Genomic DNA, 26758 nt, shown 5'->3' with positions numbered 1-26758 from the left:
GCTTGCGCCAGAAAAGTATAAAGTATAGCCAAAGTATAAAGCATGACTTACACGAAGCTGATATACCCAGAACAGAAGTAGCAAACTATCACTTCCGCTCCGGCAGTATCAACTGCCGCTGCGCATCATACAACCCGATAAGGATGCTGTTGCCTTTCTCATCCACCTTCAACCCGCCATACTCGGCTGCTTCAAATGTCTTGGCCTGGCCTTCCTCAAAAAAGTATGATTCGGCACCCAGGTTGATGCTCCACTCGCCTTTGGTATACTTTAGCAGGTGCTCCTGCGGATGCAGTGGGGCCTTATCCTCCTGATAACGGACCAGGTGCGCCACCTGCTGCTCATCGAGCTTTACGACCGCGTAGCCTCTGGCAGGAAGCTTGTCCAGCTCCTCTGTTTGGCTGATAGCGTAGCTCAGGCGCATGTAGTCGCCCTGCATGAGCGAACGCGGATCTACAGGGGCCAGTTTCAGCAGCACCAGTTCGCCGTTTTCCAGCACCTCTTCCTTCTCTGCTACCGAGAAGTTAAACATCACCAGCAGCAGCACCAGGTTTAGAAGTATGATGATTGTCCGTTTAGTCCACATGGCGTTTGAGGTAATTATTGAGAAGTATAAACCCACCCAGAAACAGCAGCCCACTCGCCACCAGTACCCCGGATTTAGCGAGCAGCGTCATGTTGAGGTCGTAGTAGTAGAGGATGATGAAGTAAGCGAGCGCCAGCAGCCCCACCCAGAAACCAGGTTTGTGGCCGATGTAGAAGCTGGCCAAAAGTATAAGCAGCGCCCCCGGCACCGACGGCGTCAGTATAAATGGCGCCAGCAAGAGCACCGCGCAAGTATAAATCAGCAGCTTTGCTTTCGGACTGAGTATAGCCACATCGCGCAGCACACGGTACACGAGCAGCAGCAGGCAAGCAATCAGTATCAGGCTGGACACCCAGAAGTAGGTGATGGTGGTGGAGAAAAACTTCTGATGTACAAACAGCGCCAGCGTCATCACCAGCGAGAAGATCACGCCCATTCTCACCGGCCCCAGCACCAGTGCAAAGCGGCGGGAGGCTGCAATCAGCCGGGCCTCGTTCAGACTCAGGAAAGCAAGTACAAGGGCGAGCAGGGCTATCAAACCATGCGTGAGCGGGTATACTTCGTGGCTAAAGATCAGGCTCAGCAGGCTTCCGTTCAGTACCAGCACCGCAATAAACACTCCGATAGCGCTCACCGAAACAGCGATGGCTACAGCCGCCGCACAAGCCAGCGCCAGCGCCGCCCCCGTACTACTGTCCGTAAGCTGCCCGACACCGAATGCCAGCAACACATAGCCTGTAATGTAGAGCGAGATGCCAAAGGAAGCTGCAAGGGCCTCTCTATTGCTCCTGATCAGCAACTCCGCTGTGCCTAACAAGCAAAGGCCGAATATGAGGAAGAGGATGCCTGCACCAGGGGTATTCATGCCTACCAACACCATAAAGCCCATGAAAGTACCCATGCCCAACAATCCACCAAGAATCGTAAACACCTTTATAGGCACGCGCTTCAGCAGCATAGCGGTGGCGGTGACCTCCACCGCTATGCTGTCCCGGTCGTAGGTGAAGCCGGGCTGCTCCTGCGCTATCTCCTGCAGCAGCAGGTCGGGCTGTGTGTTAGAGTTATTATCCATACCACTGTCTGTAAAGGCTCCCAAGATGTTGCACCACCAAGTTAACGCTGCCAATAACAAACAGCGTTACGAATAGCAACGTCAGTTCCGGCAAGTTCTCTCCAATTTTCACGAAAACCGCTGTCAGAAAGGCGATAGCACTAAAGGGGACGGCTGTGAGGTAAAACAGCTCCCGCACCCGCAAACCATACCAAATGGCCCCACCACACATGCCCAAGCCCAGGAAGAGCGCCAGTCCGTAATCCTCCCTGAGACTGCTGAACAGGAGCGAGATCATGCTGATAGTAATAGCCGTAACCGCTGCCAACCCAATGATTCTGGGAAACCACCTGTGCTGCACCCGCACCCGCCCTTTTGCTGCCAGCACCTCCCATACTACCACCGCCGCAGCGTTAAGTATAAACAGCGCATCCATCACCAGCGCAAAGCCCCAGTGTGTGGCCATCTGCTGCGTGTAAAGTATAAATGTGGTGTTGAGCAGCACCAGAAAGATAAACCACAATGGCTGAAAATTTGCCACCAGCACCCACAGCACCACGCAATAGGTCCAGCCCCAGAAAAAATCGAAGGCGTTGGCTCCGGTCTGGTAAATCTGCCCATACACGGAAAATAGCACACCCACCAGCACGGCGCTGGCCGTGAGTAGCACATTGCGGATGGTTTTGCTGAACCTGGGCACCAGCGCCGCAAAAGTGGTAGCCAGCAGCAGGAACTGCAGCATGCCCAGCTTCACGAACTTGTGCATATCGGCCCAGTTGTAGGCGAAAAAGAAGACGATGCCCGCCAGCGTAAAACTCGCACCCGTGCCCAGCAAGAACAGCCGGGCAAAGGTGGCCCAATCGCGGGGTGTGGCGTAAAGCTCCTCGTTCCGCAGTTTGTCCTCAATACCGGCTGCCTGCCAGTTGCTGTGCCGGGCGATGCTGTAAATCAACTCGCGGGTGATGTTCTGTTTCATAGGCCTTGCGCTTAGCAAAAAGAAAAGTACAGAAACGGCAGCTCGGAAACAATACGGGTTTATACTTTGATTTTGGGAGATTTCGGGTGCGTAGTTTGTCTGAGTCAGGATTTGAGGGATGGATTACTCCTCCTCTAAGAGCAGGGCAGGTGGTTTTGCAGTGCCGGGTCCAACCACCCCTAGCCCCTCCTTGCCTAAGGCGGGGAATCAGTGATTACTTCTGCTAAAGTATAAGCTTCGTAGCCAGTGTTCTTGCGCGGACAGGTCGCGACCTGTCCCTACAAAGTATAAACTAGGCAGGCGATTATCATCCCCCTGCCCCCTTCAAAGGGGGACCTGGCTGAAGTTGCAAAAGCCGTAGCTATCGAACTCTTCCCAGCCTTTGGGTTGAGCGCCTCGAGAGGTTCCGGTGACGAACGAAGTGAGGCAGCCCGAGGCACGAGGGCAGGAAGCGAAAGCAGCGCGGTGCCCGAAGGCGAGGCCTCCCGGCCTTGAGGGAGCCAAAGCTAGAAATGAAACAATAGGTAGGTAAGACTGGAGGATGAAAGGTTGCTATCAAGTATAGCTTGTTTCCAGTCGCGGGAAGCAGGGGCTATGGAAGTATAAGCTGGCAAGTATACGAAGTATAGCCAAAGTATAAAGTATGGCTTTTCAAGCCAATTGGGTTGCAAACCCAACACTATAGTTAGGCACGAGTTGCAAACTCGCGCCAGCGAGTGAATAGAAGTATAACTAAGTATACTGTATGGCCAAAGTATAAAGTATAAAAAACAGGGGCAGCTGCTACAATGCAACTGCCCCTGTGCTCATGGCTTATAATTAACCTTACTTACTAGCCGTAATCTTCACCGGTACTTCCAGGTTCTCCCAACTCAGCAGCAAACCCTCTTTCGTCACATCATACTTCAGGCGCTCGTTCATCTGGCCGGATTTGCGTGGCGTAACCTTTACACGCAGCGCATCTTCTTTCTCGTCATACTGCGTGCCCCATTGCTTCGCCTTTTTGTTGAAGATTACAGTCCACTCCTCCTCGCTGGGTAAAGTATAGAAGCTGTAGGTGCCGGCCGCCAGTTTCTGGCCTTCCACCATCACGTCTTTATCAAAAGTAACGGTGGTCGCCTCGTTGGCACCCGAGCGCCATACTTGTCCGTAAGGCACCAGGCCGCCCCAGATGTTGCGGTCTTTTACCGACGGGCTGCTGTAGTTAACGGTTACGTTTACATCGCCTATTTTGCCCTCGGCTTTAGCCGCCGGGCTGGCTTTCGGCTTTGTGTCCTGCGCCATTGCGCTAAAGGACATTAACATGCACACGAACAGCATGCACAGTGTCGTTAGGTTTGATTTGTTCATAATAGTATAGTTTTAGTTCAAGGCATGAATACGTAAAAAGCCGCTGCAGGTATAAGTATAGATTGGACAAACCCTCTAAAGTATAAGCGCACGTAACGGAGTCGACACTACAACACCTGCAGCATCCTGCGTATAGGGGAAGAAGTATACTTGAAAGCAGTCCTTGCCCATGCCATCATCTAGCTACGATAACAGGAATTCCAGAAGAACCGGCCGCTCAACGCCACGCAAGCCCACCTACGGCAGAGCCCGTTACTCCGCAGCACCTGACCAAGCTTACAGCACAAAACGAAGTCCCCAGTCCGCCGGAAAGTATGTACGCAAAACCCGCCGCCGCCAACGGGTAAGAAGCGGCTCTGCGGTACAAGGCGCCAGAAACAGGCTGAAGAGCTTCCGGCAAGCTACCATTCTGGCCGTGGCTGTTACAGGCTTCATGATGCTGCTCTTCGCCCCCAGCGAGGCAGGGCTGGCCCAGGGCGGGGAGCAGGACACCATTGACACGGTAGCGGTGATAGAGGAAGTGGCCGTGGCCGATTTGCTTTCCGCGGATTCCGTTGCTGCGAAGGACACCACGCAGGTACTGTCTTCAAAAGAGGCCGCCGACGAGGCCATCAGTGCCCTGCAAAGTATGTGGGACAGCTTTTTCTACAACCTACCCAAGATGCTGATTGCCCTCGGCACCTTGGTGCTGGCCTGGGGAGCGGTGCGCCTGCTCCGGCTGCTGCTTCAAAAGATTTTAGGCCGCTGGGAACGCTCCAACGCCATCATTTCCCTCTTCTCCATTGCCATATGGCTGCTGGCGATAGGCATTGCCATTAGTGTAGTGGCCGGCGATATCCGGGCCATGCTGGGCTCACTAGGTTTAATTGGCCTGGCACTGTCGTGGGCATTGCAGACGCCGATTGAAAGCTTTACGGGCTGGCTGCTCAACTCCTTCCAGGGCTATTACCGCGTGGGCGACCGGGTGCGTGTAGGTGATGTTTTTGGCGATGTGTACCGCATCGATTTCCTGACCACCACCGTGTGGGAGATTGGAGCACCTTACCAGCCGGGCTTTGTGATGGCAGAGCAGCCTACCGGCCGCCTGGTTACTTTCCCCAACAACGAGATTCTGACCGGCACAGTCATCAACCTCACCCGCGACTTTCCTTATGTATGGGATGAGCTGGCTTTTGGCGTGGCGAACGAGTCGGATATTCCGCTCTCGCTGGAGGTAATCGGAGGGGTGGCCGAGGAACTGCTGGGCGATTATATGGTAGAGCCTGCCAAGGAGTATACGGCACTGCTCGAACGCGCTGGCCTCGATTTCAACATCGCAGAAAAGCCGCAGGTTTTTATTTCGCTGGAGGAGTCCTGGACCAACATCATCATCCGCTACCTGGTGGGTGCCCGGGAGCGCCGTAAATGGAAGAGCGAATTGTCGCTGCGCCTTACCATGGAAACAGCCAAACCCGAATACCGCGGCAGAATCATACCCGTATACCCACGGCAGCAATTGCAGTTTTTCAACCCAGACGGTATGCCGGCGCAAAGCGGCTTTCAGGGCAACGACAAAGTATAAATTTCCACATCTATTTGCCGGCCAACTACATAGTTCAGATTTTCTTCAGATTCGAAGCGTACGTTTGTACCTCAACCATTTTAAACTTAAAGCTAAGAACCATGAAGAAGATATTAGTTGGATTTGCCTTTGTTGGAGCTTCGGTTATAGCCGCGCAGGCACAGGACGTTGCCGCCAAGGATGTACCACAGGCAGTATCGGCTGCCTTAACGCAGAAATATGCCAACGCCACCGACCTGGAATGGGAAAAGCACGGCGAAAACTACGAGGCTGATTTTGATGTAGACCGCATCGACCATGCCGCCATGATTGACCCGTCCGGCAAGATACTCATGACCAGACGCGACATCATGAAAAAAGACCTGCCTGAGGCCATTACCACAGCCATTGCCCAGCAATACAAAGATATGCGCCTGGATGACATGGAGCAGGTAGAAAAAGACGGCAAAACCTATTACCAGGTGGAGCTCGACCAGAAAGGCCAGGACAAAAAGGTAGTCTTCTCGGCGGATGGCAAGGAAGTGACCGAGCCTGCTTACTGGGATTAAGTAGAAAGTATGAAAGTATAAAAAAGCGCCTGGAACTACGGTTTCAGGCGCTTTTTTATACTTCTAACTCTTGGAACGGACAACTTATACTTTGTAGTTGCTCCCAACTTACCGGCAGTCCCGCGTGGCTACCTGGATTTCTTCAGCTGGCTAATCTTTTCCAGGTTCTTTTGGCTGTTTTTGAGCGTAGAGGCATCGTTAGCGGCAGTGGCAAGCTCAATGGCTTTGTTAAATTGCTGTTCTGCCTGCTTTAGTTTTCCCTGCTGTAGCAGCGCCTCCCCGTAACTATCAAAAGCGTTGGCAGACCCGGCATAGTGGATGGTGTTATACTTGAAAATGAGCGTCGCCACAGCCGTACGTTGTGGATTGCCGAGTTGCTGATAGGCAAGGGAGTTTATAGCTCGCTCGCCAAAACCTGAGCTTTTCAGGGCGTCAAACACAAGCGCCTCGGCGTGCTGCTCTTTTCGCTTGCTCAGCAAAGCCGACGCTCGGTGCAGCTTATCTTCCAGCGCGGTCATTTTTGCCTCATACTCCTGGCGCGCTTTTTCCTTTGCCGCTGCCTGCACCACCTGGTTGATAGCGTTTATAACCAGCTCCGGCTCTTCCCGGTGGATGTTATGCCCGCTGTTGGCTGTTACCACATGGGCGCCGCTGGTAAACTGGCTGAAGAACTCGTTGTGCAGCCTCCGCCATACTTCCACGCCCTTTGGCTCGTGCAGAAACATTTCCGGGTTAGCCCTTTTCTGAACCGAGGTAAGTACCACAGCCGGCACCTGCGGCAGTTTCCCAAAATCAGGCAAGGCCGCTTTCTCAAAAATTTGGTTAATCAGCTCGTTTTCCTGCTTGAACCTGTCGGGCATAAAGCTGTTCTGCAGCTCCACATCTTTTACGGCCTTGGCGTGGTCAATCTTTTTTAGCTCCTGCATCAGTTTTTCATGCGCCGGATCAACAAAAACCAACCCTTTTACCTTCTCCGGATTTAAAGCCGCATACCCTCGGATGATAAAAGCCCCGTAAGAATGGCCTACTAGAATGAAAGGCGCTTTCAGGTTGGCTTTCTCGATGAGCGTGCTCAGGTCCTGCACCGCCTGCTCCAGCGTTTGGGGCTTCGGGTTTGGCTCAGATTTCCCGGTGCCGGCCCTCGAGTACAGCAGTACTTGGTTGGTATTCATCACTTCAGAAGCCACGTTGCCCCATACTTTATAGTCTGTGCCGAAGCCCGATTCAAAAATAACGGTATACTCCCCCGTTCCCGCCTGTATCATCTCGAGCGAGTGATCTCCGACGTTTACCATTTGTGTTTGCTGGGCTGTTGCAAGGGCCATGTTTCCAAGGAAAAACAGCAGCAGTAAGGCTCTTTTAATCATCATCGTTTTAGTTTGTTAGTAAGATGGAATGTTAACGGGCTGGAATAAGGCTCTTACAACAGGTTAACATCTTGCAGATGCTATATATCAAAGATAGGTTGCCTGGCTATTACAATATTTCTTTTCTGATAAATATTTTTGCTATAACCACTTTTACTATGCCCACGCGCCCTACCCGACAAAAAAGCCATACTTTCGTACTCAGTTTATACTTCTTATACTTTTGCATGCCAAGCTCCAACAAACCTGTCCCCTCGCTCACCCCACAAATCGCCTCCCCGAGCAACCGGAAATTGAGTAAGCTGCAGCAGGAGTTTAACCAGAAAACGGAGCAGATTGAGCAACTGAAGCAGGAGTTAACTACCCGGCGTGAAAGTATAAACCTGGCCCAGAAGCGCATCGAAAAGGAACTGCGGCCCATTATTGAGCAGCAGCTGGAAAAACGCGTGGAGTTGGCCTACTTGCTGGATGAGGCCTATGCCCTTGCACTCTTCAGCTTCCGCGAAAAAGAGAAACTGGCAGCGCTGATTGAGAATATCACCTTTGACCTGATTTCCAGCTACGAGCGCCAGGACATGGTAGAGCTACACGACAAGTATGCCGAGTTTACCTATGCCGAACGCACCGCCTTTCCGGCAGAAGACTTGGATGAGGTTATACTTGAGGAACCGGAAATAGAGGATGCGTTTGAAGACCTGGATGATTTTGAGCGCATACAGGCCCAACTGGACCGGGAAATGGAGCAGAGGGAGCGGGAGAGGCTGCACCGTCAGAAAAGCCGCAAAACCAAAGCGCAGCTAGCCAAAGAAGCCCAGGCAAAAGCCGAGCTCAGCAACATCAGCAAAGCCAGCCGCCGCGTGTACACCGAACTGGCCAAACAACTGCACCCCGACAAAGAACGGGACGAAGCCAAACGCGCCTGGAAGGAAGAAGCCATGAAACGCGTCACCCAGGCCTACCACCACGACGACTTCTTCGAGCTGCTGCGCCTGCAAGTGGAGTTTATGCAGGAACAAGGCCAGGCACTGGACACCCTGCCAGACGAGCAACTGCAGTATTATGTAAAGATTCTGACCGACCAGGTAGAGGAGTTGAAAGCAGAGCTGCATGATTTCCTAACTGGCCCGAACGCCGGCTTTTACACCCGCTTTTGCGGCACCCCCAAGCAGATGGACCAGAAGTTCAAATCCGCCAGAGAAGACCTGAACCGGGAGCTGGAGCAGCTAAAGCAAAACATCCGCACCCTGCAAAGCGACCCGCAGATGATTCGGGTGCTTTTGAAGTAAAGGGGATTTATACTTGCTGATAAAACACATCATCAGGCCATTTCTCCGGGTTACTCAGAATATAGTCCCTGATCTTGTAATAAGCCATCTCATTTCGAATGATGTGGTCGTGAAAAGAGCGCTGCCAGGAAAAGCCGGTCAATCCTGCTGCCTTTATTAGTTTGGTAGTGGTGGTTTTGTAAGCCCCAATGAGTTGCGACAGGGTTTTAATTTGGGGAGACGAGGAAGGAAACATTCCTGTTTCTCCTGAAGGTCCTAGCGCGGATAGGTTGCGACCTATCCCTACAGCATCACGGTCAATTTCCAGGATACCATGCACATGGTTTGGCATCACCACATAAGCATGAAGCACCACATACGGATACTGCTCTTTAAGCCAGTTCCATTGCTGTTCTGCAATACATCCAAACTTATTTAGCTGCATGTTCTCATTCACTACTTCGCCAAATACACAAACTTTATCCTGCACGCAGGAGGTTACAAAGTATAGCGCATCCCTGCTGTAGTCAAAGCCATTTAACCTGTTCTGTTTCCGCTCTGGCCATTTCATGAAGTGAATATACGGCAGCAACCTCCATCTGATTGAATTAGAAATCCTCCTGTAGGGACAGGTCGCGACCTGTCCGCGCGATAGGCCGAACGATGAAAAAGGGACAGGTGATGTAGCAATGCCAGATGCTGAAAAGCCTGGTTCAGATAAAATTATCAGGAATAAATGCCTGTGCACGATTCGGACAGGTCGCGACCTGTCCCTACAAGGACTATCAAGTTGTACGCAGAGTATCTGGAAGTAAAGTATACCTGTAATGCCGCTGTAAAAGTCGGATTACAAATCCTTTCAGTAAGTGCTTTCGGATTGCAAATCCGAAAGAGCGGGAGGATTAAGAAGTATAGGTTTCGAGCAATAAATAGGCAAAATTCCAGATTTACTTTACAAGGAATTTATCTAATCTCTACTGGCGCTGCCATCTTTTCCTTAAATTAGAAAACCCGGAAAGTATGCCTTACGGAAAGACTTACTCCACCTATGAGTATACTTGCTCCTCATAACGAGTTTATAAACTTATTCCTATTTATATGAAACAGTTTGTTACGGCCTGTATCTGTTGCCTGCTAAGCCTTGCCACCTTTTCTGTGGGTGCGCAGACAAATCCCATCACGCTTAGGCTCAACCACATTGCCGTGTATGTGCACGACCTGGGGCAGAGCACAACCTTTTATGAGGATGTGCTACAGCTAAAGCAGATCCCGGAGCCTTTTCACGACGGCCTGCACACCTGGTTCTCTTTAGGAGATGCCGGTCAGCTGCACCTCATACAGGGAGCGGCCCAGAACATTGCGCGCGACAAGAACGATCACCTCTGCTTCAGTGTGGATTCCATTGAGGATTTTATCGCTAACCTCGACAAGCACCAGGTAGCCTACACCAACTGGCCCGGCACCGCCAAGGCCCCCACTGTTCGCGTGGACGGGGTGAAGCAAATCTACTTCCAGGATCCGGACGGGCACTGGATAGAAGTGAACAACGACAAGCCTGGGAAGTAGGTGCTATACACGCTTACTGGAAAAATACTTCATACCGCTAGTTTGAGCGCAGCGGTAAAGGTGGTTAAATATGGCAGCCAGTTTGTAACTGGCCTCATGGCGCGGCACTACGCCTGTGATAGTGGAGCTGTCAGATCTTGTACCTCTATTTGAAGTTCATCGGCAAAGGGCTGTAACTTGAGTAAAGCCAATTCTTTATTGCTGTCCTGGGATAGTAATATCTTTGTGTCGTCCTCCAGCCATAGGTACCCATTAAAGGAAGTAGATACCGTGGCCGACCATGTTCTTGAAGAACGGTGAATGGTTCTGTTCTTCTTAAGGAAAATATTCCTGATCCCTGGGTAAGGCTCTTTTCTTCCGATGGTGTAGCCTAAAATATTTATTCCTACAGTATAAGTACCACTGTACTGATCGATTTCAAGGCACTTGAAGGAAACAAACGGAAAAACCCCGGCTATTATCAGCAGCAGGCCCAAAAGAGGCTGGAACCAGAAAATCAGAATGCCCCCAGCAGCCATAATAACAGCGCAAACCCTTGTGCCGCCCCCTAAAGGCTCTGACAATCTATAACGGAGTAAAGGTGTTTCCATAGCGCCCCAATATACCGTTTTTACAAAAATTCTCCTGTAAAAGGGAGTTTGAGCGTTAGCGCTTTTCTGAAATTACCACATCAGAAAAACCTGTTATAAGCTCATACTTCCTGCTACATAAATTCCCTCTTCCCCCGCAACCTTCTCCTCCTGCACAGTGTTCTAATAAACCATTAACATGTAGTATCTTTGTGATGAAGAAGTAGCAGAACGCGACTTGGCAAAAGTCCTGTGTTCTGCCTTTGTTGTTTCGTGATAGACCTGAATGAAAGTAACTGATTTTTTAGAACTGTACCGCCTAGACAGCGTGGTGCAGACCATTGCCGAACGCCTCAAGGCCAAGGCGCCTTACCGCCTGCAGCTCAAGGGCATGGCAGGCAGCCTGGACGCCGTCATGGCTTCGGCAGTTTATACCCTAAATCCGCAGCACCAACTCTTCGTGATGCACGACAAGGAGGAGGCTGCTTATTTTTATACCGACCTTAAAAACCTGCTTGGCGAAGAGAAGGAAATCCTGCTTTTCCCGACATCCTACAAGCGCCCTTACAGCTTCGACGACACCGAGAACGCCAACATCCTCATGCGCGCTGAGGTGCTCAACCGCCTTAATAGCAAAACGGAGAAGGGCGAGCTGATCGTGACCTATCCTGAGGCGCTGACTGAGAAGGTGATCAATAAAAAATCGCTGGTGGAGAACACGCTGGGCGCGAAAGTAGGTGCCAAGCTGGACGTGAACTTCCTGAGCGAGATGCTGGCCGAGTATGGCTTTGAGCGCACCGAGTTTGTGTACGAGGCGGGCCAGTACGCTGTGCGCGGTGGCATCGTGGACGTATTCTCGTACGCCAACGACCTGCCTTACCGCATCGAGCTTTTCGGTGACGAGATTGAAAGTATAAGAACCTTCGATCCGGACACGCAGCTGTCGGTGGAGACAAAGAAATCCATTTCCATCATTCCGAACGTGCAGACGAAGCTGCTGCAGGAAACCCGCGAAGCGTTTCTGGACTTCCTGCCGAAAAACACCAACCTCTGGTTTAAGGATGTGCGCCTGACGCTGGACGTGATTGAGGAATACTTCGACAAGGCCTCACACAATTTCGAGAAGATGATGGCCGGCAGCGGCGGCACCCAGATCGTATCGGACCCGGAGCAGCTGTTCCAGACGCCAAAGCAGTTCAAAAAGCTGCTCGACAGCTTTAACGTGGTGGAGATCGGCAAGCGCTTTCACTTCAAATCTGCTGAGGTAATACAACTGCAGGCCAAGCCGCAGCCCTCGTTTAACAAGGATTTCAAGCGGCTGGTAAAGGACCTGCACGAGCACCAGGGCGACGGATTCGTGAACATCATCGCCACCGACTCGCCGCGTCAGGTAAACCGCCTGACCATGATCTTCGATGAGCTGGACCACGACGTGCGGTTCCAGCACCTGGGCATTTCGCTGCGCGAGGGCTTCATCGACCAGACGCTAAAGCTCACCTGCTACACCGACCACCAGCTGTTCGACCGTTTTTACCAGCACAAGGCCAAAACCGGGCACTCCAAGCAAAAGGCCATGACGCTGAAAGAGCTGCGCTCGCTGCAGCCCGGGGACTACATCACGCACGTAGACTACGGCATCGGCCGCTTTGCCGGTCTGGAGAAAGTAGAAGTGGGCGGGCGTTTACAAGAAGCGATTCGCCTGGTATACCGCGACGACGATTTGCTCTATGTCAGCATCCACTCGCTGCACAAGATCTCCAAGTATAGCGGCAAGGAAGGCGGTCCGCCAAGTATGAGCAAGCTGGGCTCGCCGGAGTGGGAGAACAAGAAGAAGAAGGTAAAGAGCAAGGTAAAGGACATTGCCCACGAACTCATCAGCCTATACGCCAAGCGCAAGGCCGCGCCGGGCTATGCCTATTCCAAAGACGGCTTTCTGCAGGCCGAGCTGGAATCCTCCTTCATCTACGAAGATACCCCCGACCAGGGCAAGGCAACCGAGGACGTGAAAGCCGACATGGAGCAGCCCCACCCAATGGACCGCCTGGTGTGCGGCGACGTGGGCTTCGGCAAAACCGAGGTGGCCATTCGCGCTGCCTTTAAAGCAGCCTGCGACGGCAAGCAGGTAGCCATCCTGGTGCCAACCACTATCCTGGCCATGCAGCACTTCCGCACCTTCCGCGACAGGCTAGAGCAGTTCCCGATTACGGTGGACTACATCAACCGCTTTAAAACGGCTAAGGATACGAAGGAAACACTCAAGCGCGTGGCCGAAGGCAAAGTGGATATTCTTATCGGCACGCACCGCATCGTGAGCAAGGACGTGAAATTTAAGGACCTGGGCCTGCTGGTGATTGACGAGGAGCAGAAGTTTGGCGTGAAGACAAAGGATAAGCTGAAGGAGATGCGCGTGAACGTAGATACCCTGACGCTGACCGCCACCCCGATTCCGCGCACGCTGCACTTCTCGCTGATGGGCGCCCGCGACCTGAGCGTGATTGCCACGCCGCCGCCAAACCGCCAGCCGGTAAAAACAGAGCTGCACGTGTTCGACGAGGTGCTGATTCGCGACGCTGTGGTGAACGAGATGAAGCGCGGCGGGCAGGTTTTCTTTGTGCACAACCGCATCAAGGACATCGAAGAAATGGCCGACATGATCCTGCGCCAGGTGCCGGATGCCAAGGTAACCTATGCCCACGGCCAGATGGACCCCGAAACATTGGAAAAGCGCATGATGAAGTTCGTGAACGGCGAGTACGACGTGTTGGTCTCCACCAACATCATCGAGTCTGGCCTGGACATTGAGAACGCCAACACCATCATCATCAACCGCGCGCACATGTTCGGCTTGTCGGACCTGCACCAGATGCGGGGCCGCGTGGGCCGCTCAAATAAAAAAGCCTACTGCTACCTGCTTACCCCGCCGGTGGCCGGCCTGCCAACCGATGCCCGCAAGCGCCTGAGCACCTTGGAAGAATTCTCCGACCTGGGCGAGGGCTTTAAAATCGCCATGCGCGACCTCGACATCCGTGGGGCCGGTAACCTGTTGGGCGGCGAGCAGAGCGGCTTTATCACCGACCTGGGCTTCGAGATGTACCACCAGGTACTCGACGACGCCATCAAGGAGCTGAAGGAAACGGAGTTCCGGGAGCTGTTCCTGGGCAACAACCTGGAGGAGTTTATCGAGCCGGTGCGCGAGTGTAACATCGAGACAGACATGGAGGTGCTCATTCCGGAAACGTATGTGGGCAATATCTCCGAGCGCCTGAACCTTTACAGCAAGCTCGACAGCGTGAAAAGTATGGACGAGCTGGAGAAGCTCTGCGCCAGCATCGTGGACCGTTTCGGGCCGATGCCGGAGCAGGTGCAGCAGCTGGTGGAGATCGTGAAGCTGCGCTGGCAGGCACAGCAGCTGGGCTTCGAGAAGCTCACCATCAAAAAGGAAACCATGAAAGGCTACCTGCCCAGCGAGAACAACGACAAGTACTTCCAGTCCGATACGTTTGGCAACATCCTCAAGTATGTGCAGCAGCACCCGCGCCGTTCGCGCCTGAAGGAGGCCAAAGACAAGCTGATCGTCATTGTGGAGGACATCCAAAGTATAAAAGATGCCAAGGAAGTGTTTGAGGGATTTGGCGTAAAGAACATGGCAGCGGCGAAAGTATAACCCCGCTGCTACACCGCCAGGACTGCCTGCGGCCCCACCACAAAAAAGAGGTGGGGCCGCAGGCAGTTTTTTATTTCACCGGATCGTATATTACTCTGATCTGATGATTAGACCCTGATTTTAAAGCCAGCTGCTCCATGCCATCAACCGATAACCAACTCTCCCCGGACTTTGCGCTTGTATTTAGAGCATTGCCTGGCTTATACTTGCTCATGTCCCCTGAGCTAAAGGTGCTGGATGCCACCAGACTGTATGCCGATACATCCCACTTTAAGATTGAGGAAATTGTCGGAAAACACATCCTGGATACTTTCCCTGAAAATCCTGAAAAAACAGACGAGGACAGCAAACAGAATGTGATGGCGTCTTTGAACTTTGTTTTGGCCAACAAAAAGCCGCATGTGATGCCTGTTGTGCGTTATGACGTTCCGCTTGAGGAGGGCGGATTTGAGCGCAGGTATTGGCGCACGGCCCACACCCCTATCCTTGACAAGGCCGGCACGCTGGTGTACATCCTGCAGGAGCCTCGCGACGTGACGGCACTGGTACTGCAGGAGCAGCTAAACGAGCAAAACAGAGAGCGCCTGTCGCTGCTGACCAACACCCTGCATGCCGTTACCTGGGACTATGACATAGAGAATAACAGGATGAGCTGGGGCGTCAATTTGAAGGAGGCCTTTGGCTACTCGCCTGAGGAGATGGGGCAGCCAAACACCGGAAACACAGGTTGGCTGAGCAGGGTGCACCCGGACGATGCCGCCGCCGCGCTCGAGAGCCTGCGCCAGGCCGCCGAGGCCGGGCATAAGTACTGGTCCTGCGAGTACCGTTTCCGGAAAGCAGACGGCACCTACGCCCATGTGCTAGACCAGGGGTACTTCATCTATAACGACAACAAGCAACCTGTCAGGCACGTCGGAGCCATGATCGACCTGACAGAGAGCAAACAGTCTGAGGAGACCCTGAAGGAAACCAACGAGCGCTTCTGGCACCTGCTCGAGCAGCAACCCTATATGTCTTATATGGCCGATGCCAAGGGACGGCTCATCTACTTTAACGACAACTGGTACGAATATACCGGCCTGCCTAAAGGGCAGGTAGACGGCTGGAGCACCGCCATCCACCCCGAAGACTCGGCGCAGGTGCTTACTGCCTGGAACGAGGCTGCCAGTTTTGGGCATTTGTTTGAGCAGGAATACCGCATCCGTAACCACACAGACGGACAATACCGTTGGTTCCTGGACCGGTGTGTGCCGATGTACGACGAGCAGGGCAAGGTGAAATTCTGGATCGGCACTGTGACGGATGTAGACGAGTTACGTCAAGCCATCACCCAGATTCAGCTGAAAGAGCAGCAGATTACCAACATCCTGAACCTGCTGCCGGCGCACCTTTGCCTGCTGATGGGGCCGGAGCATACCTGCCGCTACGCCACCCACGGCATTTACCAGATGTTCGGCAACCGGCATTACCTGAGCAAGCCCGCGCGGGAGATATGGACCGAGACAGAGCCGGTGAACTACCTGGAGGTGCTGGACAAAGTATACCAGCAACAGGAGTCAACAAGCTATCAGGAAATTAAACTGACCATAGCCCGGAATTTCGGCTCAGACTGCGAAGACGCATATTTCAACCTTCAGTTTCAGCCCCTTTTAGATGCCAACCTGCGCATAGAGGGCATCGTTATGTCGGCAGTAGAGGTAACGGAGCTGGTGTTGTGTAAGCAAAAAGCTCAGAAAAGCAGCATTCCTGATTAATCGGGAGCCATCAAAACACTACTTTTAAACAAATCGCGTTAACTTTTGTACTACCTTTACAGGTAGAGAACCACAGGCAAACCAAAAGTATAAAACAGCCTGAGCCGGCATAGCGTAACCAACTTTACGCGGTCTGTTGCCGCTGACAACAAAGTATAAAACAGCCCAGGCTACTTCCCGATACTTCAAAAGAGATAATTAATAAAAGGCGTAATGAAAGAGCTGAACACCATACTTTTGATTGACGACGACGAGACTACCAATTACCTGAACCACCGCCTGCTGGCCCGCATGGGCGTTGCTCCCGACATTAGGGTGGTGATGAACGGCGAAGAAGCGCTGGAGTACCTGGAGCACGCCTTCGCCAACGTGGAGGGCTACCCGCGCCCGGATCTCATCTTCGTGGATATAAAGATGTCGGTGATGGATGGCTTTGAGTTTCTGGAGGAGTATCAGAAGTTCACACCGGAGCAGAAAGGCGATACGGTGATGCTGATGCTCACCTCGTCGGCCAGCTTCTACGACCTGGAAAAACTAAAGCAGTTCCCGGATGTGCGCAAGCACTACTCCAAGCCCTTGGCCGAGGGCGACGTGCGCGAGATCCTGCAGGAGTATTTTTAACCATACCCATACTTGTTGTGGCAGCGGCCTCCTTGTTAAAAGGGGGCCGCTGCTTTTTTATAATCCCTGCCGCTGTTTAACTATAGTTCCTGCAAAGCCGTACATAATATGCCCACAGCTATGTGGCCAACGCTTTATAAATCATTAGCATGGAATACTATGGCAAACGAACCAATGAACAGCAACGACAGCGCCCGAAATAACCAGCAGATAGGCAAGGACCTTTACAAGAGAGACCAGCAGCAACAGCAGGGGCAAAACCCGCAGCGCTACGGCTACCGTGGCAACCAGGACAGCAGCCAGTGGGGCGAAGGCAACTTCTTCCACACTGGGCCAAACCCGCGCGGCGCCCAGGACTCTAACGAGCGCAAGTATGGCGAGAACTACCGCCACAACCGCAACTCCACCTACGCCCAGGACCGCAACGCACACCTGAGCGACCACTACGGCAGCCGCTCCAGCAGCGCATACCGCAACGAGGACAGCCACCTGAACCACGGCCAGCGCGACCAGTACCATGAGATGCGCCGTCCGCAGACGCCGGGAGGATCGCTGCAGGGCAACTACAGCGACATGAACGAGCGACGCGGCAGGATTGATGACCGTACCCGCTACAAGGAGGACGACTTCCGCTACGGCAGCGGCTCGCACAACTGGTACCGCGAGGGCCGCTACACCCCGGACAGCGACGCGACAGCGCCGTACCCAACTGACAGCCGCGGCTTTATGGAGCGTGTAAAGGATACCTGGAACGATATTTGGCACTCCGACGACCCGGATTACCGGCCACGCCACCACTACACCAGCCCTGTCGATCGCCTCGACTCGCACAAGCGATACGGCTCGGAGCCTTACCGCGACCGCAACTTTGACAGGGGCTATGAGGGTGGTCCGCGCTGGGCCGACGAGACAGACTCCGGCAGGGACAATTATTACGACGACACGGACAGAGGCCAACGCTATCGCCGCTAAACCGTATAGGCAATAGATTAGGTAGATTTGGTAGTAGATTAGTTTTAGTTAGTGAAAAAGCAAAGCCAGCCCACGCAGCTGGCTTTGCTTTTTTCGGCTTGTTTGCCTACCTTAAAAAGGAACCTCCTGATTATCACATCGTACACTTAGGGGCCGCACTTAGCAAGTATAGATTTAACCACCTTAAGACACACAGCATGCAGCACGAAGAGCAAGACCCGAGACACCACCCGCACCACTGGGAGCATCAGCAGCACCGCCGCCATCCGGAGCATCCGAGCCACTTTCAGGACTTCAGGAGCCGCTGGGGCGAGCCTATGCCGCCGCTGCCCCCTTACCAGGAATCGTATCCCGACGAGACAGAGCAACATGCCCGCAGGCAACGGTATATGCAGGAGGAATGGCTGCCGGAACAGCGCTACGAGCGCCGGCCCCCTTCCTGGGAGCAACAGCCTCCGCGCAGCGAGCACCCCATGCCATTCCAGCGCGACGTGCATTTCGACCCCAGCAACCAGCGCGTGGAGGACCGTTGGTTCGAAGACCCGCTGATGCCCCACCCGCGCCGCCGCCCGCCCCGCCATTACGATGGCTTCTGGCAGGATTACGAGGATTAAGATCAGCATTGCTAAAGTACAAAGAAGAAGGCCGGACTACCGGCTTTTCTTGTTTTTATATTTTGCCCGGGCACATCCCCTACTAGTCAACGCACTGCCTGCCTCATACTTCGTTTATACTTTGTAATTTTGCCCGGATGGAGGATTTGGAGAGTTTACTGCAGCAGGTACGGGCCTGCCGCATCTGTGAGGAGCACCTGGCCCTGGGGCCGCGCCCGGTATTGGCCGCCAGCAGCACGGCCAAGCTGCTGATCGTGGGGCAGGCGCCGGGCACCAAGGTACACGCCAGCGGCATCCCTTGGGATGACCAAAGCGGCAAGCGCCTGCGGCAGTGGCTGGGGCTGACGCCGGAGGTGTTTTACGACGCCAGCCAGGTAGCCATCATCCCAATGGGCTTCTGTTACCCGGGCAAAGGCAAGTCCGGCGACTTGCCGCCCCGCCCCGAATGCGCCCGGCACTGGCACCAGCGCCTGCTGGCCCAGCTCCCCAACATCCAACTCACGCTGCTGGTTGGCAAGTATGCGCAGGACTATTTCCTAGGCAACCGCGCCAAAGCCACCCTGACCGATACCGTGTCCGCCTGGCACGAGTACCTGCCGGCCTACATGCCCATGCCGCACCCCTCGCCGCGCAACCAGTTCTGGCTACGGCGCAACCCGTGGTTCGAGGCCGATGCCATTCCGTATGTGCAGCAAATGGTGCAGCAACTTCTGTAGAGATTATTTGTATATTGAGTTCCTGTAGCACGTGTCACAAACCCTTTGCCCTGTAAGCTCTATGATATCCTACCCCATAAGCAAACTCCCCGACGTAGGTACCAGCATTTTTACCGTGATGTCGGCGCTGGCCAACGAGCACCGGGCTATTAACCTGTCACAGGGCTTCCCGGATTTTAACTGCCCGGAGCCCCTGGTAAACCTGGTGACCAGGTATATGCAGGAAGGGTTTAACCAGTATGCGCCCATGGCCGGCATGCCACAGCTGCGCCACAAAATCAGCCTTAAAACGGAGAAATTGTATGGGTACCGCCCGGATGAGGAAACAGAAATCACCGTGACCTCCGGCGCTACGGAGGCACTGAACGCGGCCATCACCGCCGTGGTGAAACCCGGAGACGAGGTGGTGCTGCTCGAGCCCTGCTACGACAGCTACGCGCCGGTAATCCGCCTATGCGGAGGCTCCCCCATTTACGTGCCGCTGGTGCTGCCTGATTTTTCTGTGGATTGGGACCAGGTGAAGAAGCGCATCTCCTCCCGCACCCGCATGATTATCATCAACACGCCGCATAACCCTACCGGGGCCGTTATGGGCAAGCAAGACATGGACCGGCTGGCCAACCTGCTCAGCGGAAGCGATATCCTGGTGCTCAGCGACGAAGTATACGAGCACATGGTCTTCGATGGGAAGCAGCACTACAGCGTGCTGCAGCACCCGCAGCTGCGCGAGCGAAGCTTTGTAGTTTCCTCGTTTGGAAAAACCTACCATACCACCGGCTGGAAGGTGGGCTATACCATTGCCCCACCGGCACTTACCAAAGAACTGCGCCGGGTGCACCAGTTCATCACGTTCTGCACTCCCACGCCTTTTCAGCTGGCCATCGCTGACTTTATGGATGAGGCGGCGCACTACCTCGAGCTCCCAAGTTTCTACCAGGCCAAGCGCGACTTTTTTGTGGAGCAACTGAAGCAGACGCGTTTCGAGGTTGTTCCTTCGGCGGGCACCTACTTTCAGCTGGCAAAGTATAGCGACATCACCGTTGCCTATGATTTGGACTTTGCCAAACAACTGACCATCGAAACCGGTGTGGCGGCCATTCCTGTGTCGGCTTTCTATCACAACAAAACCGATAACAAGTACCTGCGCTTCTGCTTTGCCAAGAGCGAAGAGACGCTAAAAGCCGCCGCCGAGAAGCTGGCTAAAGTATAAACTTTGAGAAAGGATGGTTTGACAAAAGACAAAAGACTTTTTTATACTTTGCCAACACAAGTGTACTTATACTTTTACCGATTAACGAAATACGAGTAACGAATAACGATAATGGATTTACGCGTAACCATCGTACAGACCGACCTGCACTGGCAGGATGCTGAAGCGAACCGCCGCATGCTCAGCGAGAAGCTGGCCGCAGCGGCCCCAAAAACCGACCTGATTGTATTGCCCGAGATGTTTACCACCGGCTTCAGCATGACCCCGCAAGGCATAGCCGAGCAGGCCGATACCACTACCCTGGGCTGGATGCAGGAAGAGGCGAAGCGGCATCAGGCTGTGCTGACGGGCAGCGTGATGGTGCAGGAAGGCGAGCGGTTTCTGAACCGCCTCTACTGGGTACGCCCCGACGGCACCTACACCAAGTATGACAAGAAGCACCTGTTCCGGATGGCCAAGGAGCACGATACCTATACCCCTGGCAGTGAGCGCCTGATTGTGGAGCTGAAAGGCTGGAACGTGTGCCCGCTAGTGTGCTACGACCTGCGCTTCCCGGTGTGGAGCCGCAACACTAACAACGCCTACGACCTGCTGCTGTACGTGGCCAACTGGCCCAAAGTACGCCGCCAGCCCTGGAGCACGCTGCTGCAGGCCCGTGCCATCGAAAACCTTGCCTATGTGGTGGGCGTCAACCGCATCGGCACCGACAGCAACGACCACGCCTACTCCGGCGACTCCGCCATCATCCACCCCAAAGGCTACCACTTACTGGAAACAGCTGAGGTGGAAGGCATCCATACGGTAACCCTGAGTAAAAAACAGCTGGAAGATTTCCGGGAGGCTTTCCCTGCGCACCTGGATGCGGACAGGTTTAGCTTGGAGGGGTAAGCTGCTTTTGAGGCATGCCTGTATCCGTGTAACGTAGGAGCCATTTGTACAGGCTCCGAGTAGCATTACGAAGTATAGGCTCATCCCCTCCTTTTCTAAGAGCGGAAGTTTTGCAGTACCGGGCCCAACCACCCCTACCCCTCCTTAGCCAAGGAGGGGAGTCTGTGATTACTGGTGTTAAAATATAAGTTTTGTAGCTTCTGTTTTATCAGCAAAAGTATAAACCCACCCCTAGCCCCTCCGAGGAGGGGACAGCTCATACTTACTACTTTTCCTTGTCATCTCGAGCAGGGCGAGAGATCTATAGGGAATCCTAAATAGATCTCTCCCATAGGTCGAGATGACAGAGTAGCTACAGCTATCGAAAGATTCCCAGCCTTTGGGTTGAGCGCCTTGTGCATGTTGCGGTGCCGCGGATGCGGCAGCCGGAGCAGAGCGAAGGCAGCTTCAGGCACACCGCGCGATGCCCGAAGGCGAGGCCTCCCGGCCTAGGAGGGAGCCAAGCTGGCTATGGAAAGGTGGGTTTGTGGGAACTGGAGGATGAACGATAGCTAGAAAGGATAGCTCGGTTCAAGTTGCAGTAAGCTGTGGCTAGGAAAGGATAAACCGGCAAGTATAGCCAAAGTATAAAAGTATAAGCTGAAGTATAAGTATGGCTTTTCAAGCCAGTTGGGTTGCAAACCCAACATCATAGTTAGGCACGAGCTACAAGCTCGCGCCAGCGGAGCACTAGCGTATACTTGCGCCAGAGAAGCATGAAGTATACTAAAAGTATAAAGTATGGCCTTCGAAACGGAGAGGCCTGCACAAGAAAGAAAAGCAAAACAAAACCGCCACGGCTTAAAGTATAAACCGTGGCGGTGGCTGGTAAGTATAGTATGATTCCTCTTTTCCTGACTCTCGAGAAGAGAAGTTGTTAATTGACTAATGTCGCATGCGCCGCAGTATGGACAACCTTGCCCGGCTTCTTCTTTTTGCGCAGCTTGTTAATCCAGATTAGCGTGCCGGTGATGGGCAGACTAGTGGCGACAAGGCAGGCGATAAAGTATAAAATCTTAGAGAAAGTGCCGTACACATTGCCCAGGTGCAGCGGCTTTATCAGCCCCACAATCTGCTCGTTCAGCGGCTTGTCCGAGAATTTCTCCACCTTCAGCGGCTCGGCGCTGTGCTTGTTCAGCTGTACTTTATCAGAGGCAGCCAGGGCAAAGAAACCTGTTTTGCTTTTCTGGATAACTACGGCTGTGGTATCGTCGGCTGGCAGCGAAAGGCGCAGGTCGCCATTGTAAGGCAGCAGCAGGTTGGCTTGCTGGATGTAGTCTTCCGGGGTGGCGGTGGATGCAGCGGCTGCAATGGTCATGGGCTTTTCCTTACGACCCTTGAATACCTCGGCGCCCATCACGCTGCTCAGGCCATCGCGGTACCACTCAAACGACCAGCAAAGGCCGGTAAGCGCCATAATCAGCAGCAGGATAGAAGAGTAAAAACCCAGCGTGTTGTGCAGGTCGTGGTTGACGCGCTTCCACTTGGCGTTGGTTTTAATCTTGAGCCCCTGCTTCCAGTTCTTGCGCTTCACGGGAAACCACAGCACCAGGCCCGTCAGTACCAGGAACGTGAAAATGATGGTGGAAGCCCCCACGATAATCTTGCCCACATCCCCCTCTATCAACAACCAGCGGTGCATTTTCATTACGGTGGTGAAAAACTCTGCCGTAGCGCTCTCCGGAGTACCTACCACCTGGCCGGTGTAAGGGTTTACATAGTAGGTGGCCGGCCTTCCGCCCCCGCCGCCTTTGCCTTGCTCTCCGCCTTTCCCCTTAGAGGAGCCCTCGCCTTTACCGCCTTCCGGACCCTTGGCAGGAGCAATCCCTACGCTGTAGGTGCTGGCTTTGTCCTCCGGTATATTCAGGCTTACTACGCTTCCTTTCAGTTCCTGCTCCAGTTGGGCAATTAACACGTTGGGGGCCAGAGGCTGTGCGTTGGCTGGCACCTCCACGCTATACTTGCCGGGGTCCATCAACTTCTCTACCTCGTCCTTAAAAGTATAGATAGTGCCCGTAAGGCATACTACAAACAGCACCAGGCCGCTGGCAATACCCAGCCACAGGTGTACATCATTGAAAAGCTTGCGCCAAGTATACTTTTTCATGGTGTTGTGAGGTGTAGGGGTTAGGTCAAAAAAAGCTACCGGTAAATATCGGTAGCTTTTTTGTTATTTGGAATCAATCTAATTAAAACTTATAAGTAACTACCCCGGAAAAGTTTCTGGGCTGAATGCGGTCGATGAAGCTGGTGCGGTAGGCATCGTACCCCACGGTGTCGAAGATGTTGTTGAACAGCGCTCTTACGCCCCAGTGCTTCTTAAACTCGTAGCCTAGCTGGGCATTTACGATGGTATAGGCTTTATTATACCAGGGCGCGGTGTTCGGCTCGATGTTGTGATACTGCACACCCTCTACGGTCCAGTCGTTGTAAGGGCGCTCGCCCAGGTAGTAGGCGCCGGCTCCAATGTTAAGGCCCTGCAGCAAGCCGCTTCTCAAAGTATAGTTGGCGTAGGCGTTAAAGGTATGCTTTGGCGTGTTGTTCGGAGCAGAGCCTGGCACAAAAGTCGTGTGGTTTTTGTACTGCGCGTCGATGTACGAGTAGCCGGTTACCAGCTCCAGGTTCTCTAGCACACGGCCTGTCAGCTCTACCTCTATCCCCTTACGCTCATCATTACCGCCCTTGATGTAGTAGCCGGTTGGCAGCACCACGCCATTCTCGTCCACGGTAAAGGCCTGCAGGTTCATGTCCTTGTTGTTGATTTTGAAGAAGGTCAGGTTAAAGCGCAGGCGGTCGTTGAGCCACTCTGATTTAATACCCGCCTCCAGTTGGTCGATACGCTCGGCACCCAGCGCTTCTCCGTTCACGTCTACCACAGAGGCAGAGCGCGGGTTGGTGCTGTTGGTGTAAGAGCCGAAGACGTTCAAGCCGTCTTTGATGGTAAACATCACCCCGGCCAGTGGGTTCCAGAACTCAGTAGTGGCACTGTTCTCGCCGTTATCACGGGTTTTGTTTGTGCTGTAACGCACGCCGCCGTATACTCTGGCCCATTTGGTAAGCTGAATCACATCCTGGAACGTGGCGCCGAAGCGGTAATCGTAGGCGCGGGTGCCGCCGGTGCGCTCAAAGCCTGGCAGGTTCTCGGGCAGTGTATTGCTCACTGTGGCCGGGTCGAAAACGTCAATTTCGTCGATGGCGATAGAGTTATAAGTAGGCTGGAACAGGTCGATGTAGCGGTAATCCACGCCCACCTGGAATGTATGGTTGATCTTGCCAGTCTCTATTTTACGGCCTACCAGGTCCAGCTGCAGCACGGTGCTGTTATCCTCACGGGTAGAGTTGTGGGCAATCGAGCGGCGCCACCAGTTCACCTGGTCCACGTTCACGCCTGTTTCCTTGTTGGCTTTCAGGGCCGCCAGGTTCGTTTTAATGGCGTCATAGTTATAGTTGGAGTTGAAAACAGCGGCGCGCAAGTATAAATTGTTGGTGAAGTTGTAGTTGTAGCGGGCCGTGTAAGTCGTGTGCTTCAGGTCGGTTTTATCAGACTCAAAACCCAGGAAGCGCTCTGATGGCAGGTCGTAGATCTTGTTCTCCTTGTTGCCCACCGACAGGTTTACGGTACCCGCGTCAATGCCCTGCTCCTCTCTGAAATAGTCCATCTCCAGCGTTAAGGTACTGCGGTTGTTTGGTCTCCACTCCAGGGATGGGTTGATGTAGAACGACTCGTTGTCCATGTGGTCGCGGAACTTGCCGCCGTTCTCGTAAGCACCGTTCAAACGGATGGCCACTTTGTTGTTCTTGTCCAGCACGCGCTGCACGTCGAAGGTTGGCCTGATGAGTCCCCAGCTGCCCACGCGCATCGACACGGCTCCGGTGTTTTCAAACTTAGGTGTCTTGGTGACGATGTTCACAATACCGCCCGGGCCACCCAAATCGGTAGAGGCACCCATGGTAATAGAGCTGGCCCCTTTCAGCACCTGGACGCTCTCCACACCCTGCATATCGGTAGAGAAGCCCTGGCCGCGGAAGTCCGTCATTACGCGCACGCCGTTCTTCAGCGTCGGGATGCCGCGGAAACCGCGCGAGGAGATACTCTCCCGTACCCCGCCGTAGGTGGCGTAAGTATAAACGCCGGGCACATTGCGCACGCCTTCAATTACGGTCAGCGCGCCCTGCTGCTCTATCAGCTTCTCAGAAATCACGGAGATGCTCTGGATCTGCTCGCTGGGCTTCAGGGGCAGGCGGGTGATGGCGTCCAGCTTCTCAGGCTGCTTGTCCCGCACGCCAAACACTTCTACTTCTGATATTTGGCTGGCTTTCTGCTTCAGCGAAAGTGTAATTTCCTCCGTCTCGCCCTGCACCAGTGTTACCTGCTGCGGCTTGCAGTCGAAGCCCAGAAGTATGGCGCGCACTTTATAAGTACCGTTTTGGATGCGGTTGATCTCGAAGTTGCCCTGATCGTCGGTCATGGCACCGTAGCGGGTGTTTTCTATCACCACGCTGGCAGAAGATACCGGCTTGCCGTCTTCACCGATTACTTTGCCTCTGATGGAGGAAGTGCTTTGCGCCCAGGCCAGCTGGCACAGCGTTAGCAGAAAGAGAAGTAGGGTATATTTTTTTAACATATCTGAGGGTATGGTTTACTCACAGCCAGCGCTGCGGATGTTTTATTTATTTAGACTAATTACAAATAGTGATGCAAACTTATACTCTCAGGTCTTTAGCCGCAAGCAAATCCGGAAAAATATTTGGCGGGATGAATACTTATTAAGCAGAAGTGCTGCCACGGCGGGTTAACAAAAGACGTCTGAACCCGTTACTTACCTAGTCACATGTTTAACCACAAAAAACAAACTTACACATGGCTAATAAACTAGAAGGGAAGAAGATAGCTATTTTGGTAGAGGAAGGATTTGAGCAGGTGGAGCTGACAGAGCCGCTGAAGGCGCTGAAAGAGGAAGGTGCCGAGGCGCACATCATCTCCCCGAACAAGAACAATGAGATAAAGGCCTGGAACCACACCGACTGGGGCGATACTTTTAAGGTAGACAAAAAACTGAACGAGGTGCAGGCGGACAGCTACGATGGGCTGCTGCTGCCTGGCGGTGTGATGAACCCCGACCACCTGCGCGGCAACAAGGAGGCTGTGAGCTTCGTGAACAAATTTATGGAGAGCCGCAAGCCCGTAGCCGCCATCTGCCACGGCCCTTGGACGCTGATTGAAACCGGAAAAGTAAGGGGCCGGAAAATGACCAGCTACCCAACGCTGCAAACCGACTTAAAGAACGCCGGCGCCGAGTGGGTGGACCAGGAAGTGGTGGTAGACCAGGGCCTGGTGACCAGCCGCAACCCCGACGACATTCCGGCATTCAACAGAAAGATGGTTGAGGAGTTTGCCGAAGGGAAGCACGACCGCTAAGCGATCTATGATTTATACTTTG

Annotated in this window: 24 protein-coding genes; 13 read left to right on the top strand and 11 right to left on the bottom strand. The window is 53.5% G+C overall.

The window, feature by feature from the left end:
* Positions 1–88 precede the first annotated feature (88 nt).
* The 5 genes from BM040_RS11950 to BM040_RS11935 form a co-directional block, all read right to left on the bottom strand.
* Complete coding sequence (locus BM040_RS11950; RefSeq protein WP_092101411.1) at positions 89–586, bottom strand: GDYXXLXY domain-containing protein; 498 nt, start codon at positions 584–586, stop codon at positions 89–91.
* Positions 576–1658, bottom strand: coding sequence for a DUF4401 domain-containing protein (locus BM040_RS11945; RefSeq protein WP_092101409.1), 1083 nt, complete (start codon positions 1656–1658; stop codon positions 576–578). Before BM040_RS11945 ends, BM040_RS11950 begins: the two co-directional genes overlap by 11 nt.
* A complete protein-coding gene (locus tag BM040_RS11940; protein WP_092101407.1) occupies positions 1651–2613 on the bottom strand; it encodes a DUF2157 domain-containing protein in 963 nt (320 codons plus the stop codon). The genes BM040_RS11945 and BM040_RS11940 overlap by 8 nt, the downstream gene beginning before the upstream one ends.
* A gap of 506 nt (positions 2614–3119) precedes the next feature.
* A complete protein-coding gene (locus tag BM040_RS21760) occupies positions 3120–3284 on the bottom strand; it encodes a hypothetical protein (RefSeq protein WP_175491050.1) in 165 nt (54 codons plus the stop codon).
* 154 nt (positions 3285–3438) lie between these two features.
* The gene (locus BM040_RS11935; protein WP_092101405.1) at positions 3439–3963 is read right to left on the bottom strand and encodes a DUF2911 domain-containing protein; all 525 of its coding nucleotides are present in this window, start codon (positions 3961–3963) and stop codon (positions 3439–3441) included.
* Positions 3964–4132: 169 nt separating this feature from the next.
* Between BM040_RS11935 and BM040_RS11930 the strand changes: the two genes are divergently transcribed.
* Both BM040_RS11930 and BM040_RS11925 read left to right on the top strand, forming a co-directional pair.
* Positions 4133–5524 (top strand): mechanosensitive ion channel family protein, encoded by a 1392-nt coding sequence (locus BM040_RS11930; RefSeq protein WP_092101403.1) that lies wholly within the window; start codon positions 4133–4135, stop codon positions 5522–5524.
* Positions 5525–5625: 101 nt separating this feature from the next.
* Positions 5626–6072, top strand: coding sequence for a PepSY-like domain-containing protein (locus tag BM040_RS11925; RefSeq protein ID WP_092101401.1), 447 nt, complete (start codon positions 5626–5628; stop codon positions 6070–6072).
* Positions 6073–6200: 128 nt separating this feature from the next.
* On the opposite strand, the gene BM040_RS11920 is transcribed toward BM040_RS11925, so the two are convergent.
* Positions 6201–7442 (bottom strand): alpha/beta fold hydrolase, encoded by a 1242-nt coding sequence (locus BM040_RS11920; RefSeq protein WP_092101399.1) that lies wholly within the window; start codon positions 7440–7442, stop codon positions 6201–6203.
* Positions 7443–7666: 224 nt separating this feature from the next.
* Between BM040_RS11920 and BM040_RS11915 the strand changes: the two genes are divergently transcribed.
* Positions 7667–8725 carry a J domain-containing protein gene (locus BM040_RS11915; RefSeq protein ID WP_092101397.1) on the top strand — a complete coding sequence of 353 codons (1059 nt, stop codon included), beginning with the start codon at positions 7667–7669 and terminating at the stop codon, positions 8723–8725.
* Between the two features lie 7 nt (positions 8726–8732).
* Here BM040_RS11915 and BM040_RS11910 read toward each other — a convergent pair whose 3' ends face one another.
* Entirely contained in the window at positions 8733–9275 is a 543-nt protein-coding gene (locus BM040_RS11910) for a transposase (RefSeq protein ID WP_092101395.1), read from the bottom strand.
* A 527-nt stretch (positions 9276–9802) separates the two neighbouring features.
* Between BM040_RS11910 and BM040_RS11905 the strand changes: the two genes are divergently transcribed.
* A complete protein-coding gene (locus BM040_RS11905; RefSeq protein WP_092101393.1) occupies positions 9803–10270 on the top strand; it encodes a VOC family protein in 468 nt (155 codons plus the stop codon).
* Between the two features lie 107 nt (positions 10271–10377).
* Here BM040_RS11905 and BM040_RS11900 read toward each other — a convergent pair whose 3' ends face one another.
* The gene (locus tag BM040_RS11900) at positions 10378–10860 is read right to left on the bottom strand and encodes a hypothetical protein (RefSeq protein ID WP_139217800.1); all 483 of its coding nucleotides are present in this window, start codon (positions 10858–10860) and stop codon (positions 10378–10380) included.
* Between the two features lie 265 nt (positions 10861–11125).
* Here BM040_RS11900 and mfd point away from each other — a divergent pair, with 265 nt between their 5' ends.
* The 8 genes from mfd to BM040_RS11860 all read left to right on the top strand — a co-directional run bounded on the left by mfd (position 11126) and on the right by BM040_RS11860 (position 21278).
* The gene (gene mfd, locus BM040_RS11895) at positions 11126–14503 is read left to right on the top strand and encodes a transcription-repair coupling factor (RefSeq protein ID WP_092101389.1); all 3378 of its coding nucleotides are present in this window, start codon (positions 11126–11128) and stop codon (positions 14501–14503) included.
* A gap of 137 nt (positions 14504–14640) precedes the next feature.
* On the top strand, positions 14641–16257 hold the full coding sequence (locus BM040_RS11890; protein ID WP_092101387.1) for a PAS domain-containing protein: 1617 nt from the start codon (positions 14641–14643) through the stop codon (positions 16255–16257).
* Between the two features lie 213 nt (positions 16258–16470).
* Positions 16471–16878, top strand: a complete 408-nt coding sequence (locus BM040_RS11885; protein WP_092101385.1) for a response regulator — start codon at positions 16471–16473, stop codon at positions 16876–16878.
* 159 nt (positions 16879–17037) lie between these two features.
* Positions 17038–17850, top strand: a complete 813-nt coding sequence (locus BM040_RS11880) for a hypothetical protein (RefSeq protein WP_092101383.1) — start codon at positions 17038–17040, stop codon at positions 17848–17850.
* Positions 17851–18047: 197 nt separating this feature from the next.
* Positions 18048–18464, top strand: coding sequence for a hypothetical protein (locus BM040_RS11875; RefSeq protein WP_092101381.1), 417 nt, complete (start codon positions 18048–18050; stop codon positions 18462–18464).
* A 137-nt stretch (positions 18465–18601) separates the two neighbouring features.
* Positions 18602–19180 (top strand): uracil-DNA glycosylase family protein, encoded by a 579-nt coding sequence (locus tag BM040_RS11870; protein WP_092101379.1) that lies wholly within the window; start codon positions 18602–18604, stop codon positions 19178–19180.
* Between the two features lie 61 nt (positions 19181–19241).
* Positions 19242–20390 (top strand): methionine aminotransferase, encoded by a 1149-nt coding sequence (locus BM040_RS11865; RefSeq protein ID WP_092101377.1) that lies wholly within the window; start codon positions 19242–19244, stop codon positions 20388–20390.
* Positions 20391–20501: 111 nt separating this feature from the next.
* Positions 20502–21278: an amidohydrolase gene (locus BM040_RS11860; protein ID WP_092101375.1), complete on the top strand. Its 777-nt coding sequence runs from the start codon at positions 20502–20504 to the stop codon at positions 21276–21278.
* Positions 21279–21972: 694 nt separating this feature from the next.
* On the opposite strand, the gene BM040_RS22080 is transcribed toward BM040_RS11860, so the two are convergent.
* From BM040_RS22080 to BM040_RS11850, 3 genes are all read right to left on the bottom strand, one after another.
* Positions 21973–22101 carry a hypothetical protein gene (locus BM040_RS22080; RefSeq protein WP_262502454.1) on the bottom strand — a complete coding sequence of 43 codons (129 nt, stop codon included), beginning with the start codon at positions 22099–22101 and terminating at the stop codon, positions 21973–21975.
* A gap of 93 nt (positions 22102–22194) precedes the next feature.
* Positions 22195–23424 (bottom strand): PepSY-associated TM helix domain-containing protein, encoded by a 1230-nt coding sequence (locus tag BM040_RS11855; protein WP_092101373.1) that lies wholly within the window; start codon positions 23422–23424, stop codon positions 22195–22197.
* A gap of 82 nt (positions 23425–23506) precedes the next feature.
* Positions 23507–25942 (bottom strand): TonB-dependent receptor, encoded by a 2436-nt coding sequence (locus BM040_RS11850; RefSeq protein WP_092101371.1) that lies wholly within the window; start codon positions 25940–25942, stop codon positions 23507–23509.
* Between the two features lie 236 nt (positions 25943–26178).
* Here BM040_RS11850 and BM040_RS11845 point away from each other — a divergent pair, with 236 nt between their 5' ends.
* Positions 26179–26736 carry a type 1 glutamine amidotransferase domain-containing protein gene (locus BM040_RS11845; RefSeq protein WP_092101369.1) on the top strand — a complete coding sequence of 186 codons (558 nt, stop codon included), beginning with the start codon at positions 26179–26181 and terminating at the stop codon, positions 26734–26736.
* The last annotated feature ends 22 nt before the right edge of the window (positions 26737–26758 follow it).

Source organism: Pontibacter chinhatensis (assembly GCF_900113285.1).
GTDB classification, from domain to species: Bacteria; Bacteroidota; Bacteroidia; order Cytophagales; family Hymenobacteraceae; genus Pontibacter; species Pontibacter chinhatensis.
Note: the sequence above shows the minus strand (reverse complement) of the source record. Positions and strands in the feature narration are given on the sequence as shown.